Source organism: Idiomarina sp. UBA4206 (genome assembly GCF_002383015.1).
Taxonomy (GTDB): domain Bacteria; phylum Pseudomonadota; class Gammaproteobacteria; order Enterobacterales; family Alteromonadaceae; genus Idiomarina; species Idiomarina abyssalis.
Map to the genome: position 1 here is coordinate 402 of NZ_DFTS01000049.1, position 1,182 is coordinate 1,583.

The 1,182-nt window shown below is 44.4% G+C and carries 2 protein-coding genes; both read right to left on the reverse strand.

Going from position 1 to position 1,182, the window contains the following annotated elements; translation table 11 throughout:
* Nucleotides 1–56: 56 nt before the first annotated feature.
* A complete protein-coding gene (locus tag B3180_RS10735) occupies nt 57–599 on the reverse strand; it encodes a PIN domain-containing protein (protein WP_286844429.1) in 543 nt (180 codons plus the stop codon).
* Nucleotides 599–1,182: SprT-like domain-containing protein (locus B3180_RS10740; RefSeq protein WP_286844431.1), on the reverse strand; the 584-nt coding region annotated here is incomplete at its 5' end. The genes B3180_RS10735 and B3180_RS10740, both read right to left, overlap by 1 nt.

The window sequence follows — 1,182 nt, forward strand, 5'->3', positions numbered from 1 at the left end:
ATCAGTTTGTAGTGAATTATTTTGATCCGCCGTGGAAACACGGGCATAACCAATAATCATAGATATTCCACACTATCACCGGAAACCCGAACCACCTTGTTATTTACCAGGTGGTTTAAATAGCCCTGAATGGCCACATCGTTGCCTTTAATACGCAATAAAGCTGCGACATGGTTCCGAAGTGATTTCAGTTTTTGTGGACGTTTGTTTGCGGGTGCTGAAGTTAGGCTTTGAATCAGCTTCTGCAATTCACCTGAAACACCTGATACCTTGACCTGCTTACATTGTCTGCCGGTACTTTTGATATGGGAAATAAGAGGGGAAAATCCTGAATCATTACTTATTACATCGAAAGTAACAGCCTCTGCTGCTTCCGCGTCAAACTTTCCAAGGTAATACGCAAGATGGAAATCCAAGTTGTTACTTTGAGAGGTTTTAACTTGTACCAGAACTAGGTCTATCGGCTTGTCATACCGACTTTCGTTAAAGTCTATCTTTGATTGCTTGGCCCCCAGGAAAACCACGACCTTTTTATACGGTGATATATCGACTTTCCCAAGACTACCGATATTTTCATAATCAATAAAAGCCCACTTCATTAATTGTATACCCCAAAATCTACATCACATTCGCCGCACTTAATGGATATTTCTGGTTTACCCCAAACATTAACGCCACACGATGGGCACGAATATTTCACCTTATTCCGGCTTTCTTTTACTCCTTCAGGCAAAACAAAAGCCTCCGTATCGAAGAACTCAACCACTGCCGTTGTAAGTTTAACGGCTGAACTGCTTGGCAATTGGTATTCCTCAACCAGCTCAGGTACAGGAACGCTACAGCCTTGAGCAAACCGATCTACCCACGGCAAATCGAAAGTACCACCCGAAACCAAGGCATCACACTCTTTAAGAAACCTGCCGCCAGGTATCGGGTAATCACTCATTTTCTCGCCGGTCTTTCGGCCTCCCGGTCGTCCGGTAGACGATGGCATCAACCCCACTGCCTCCATCATATCGCCCCACTCTTTATTGTGATAACCGCGACGACCAGGCTTTCCATAACAGAACTGAAGTAGATGGCATTGCTCATGAACGAGAGTCTGAAACACCTCGATCAAAGCAGATTTACCTACATAGGTCGGGTTAATGGCAATCTCATGGCATGTTTTACCGTGCTTAG

Excerpts from the sequence above, each read along its gene's own strand:
- B3180_RS10735 (WP_286844429.1), bottom strand. The coding sequence starts at position 599 with ATGAAGTGGGCTTTTATTGATTATGAAAATATCGGTAGTCTTGGGAAA.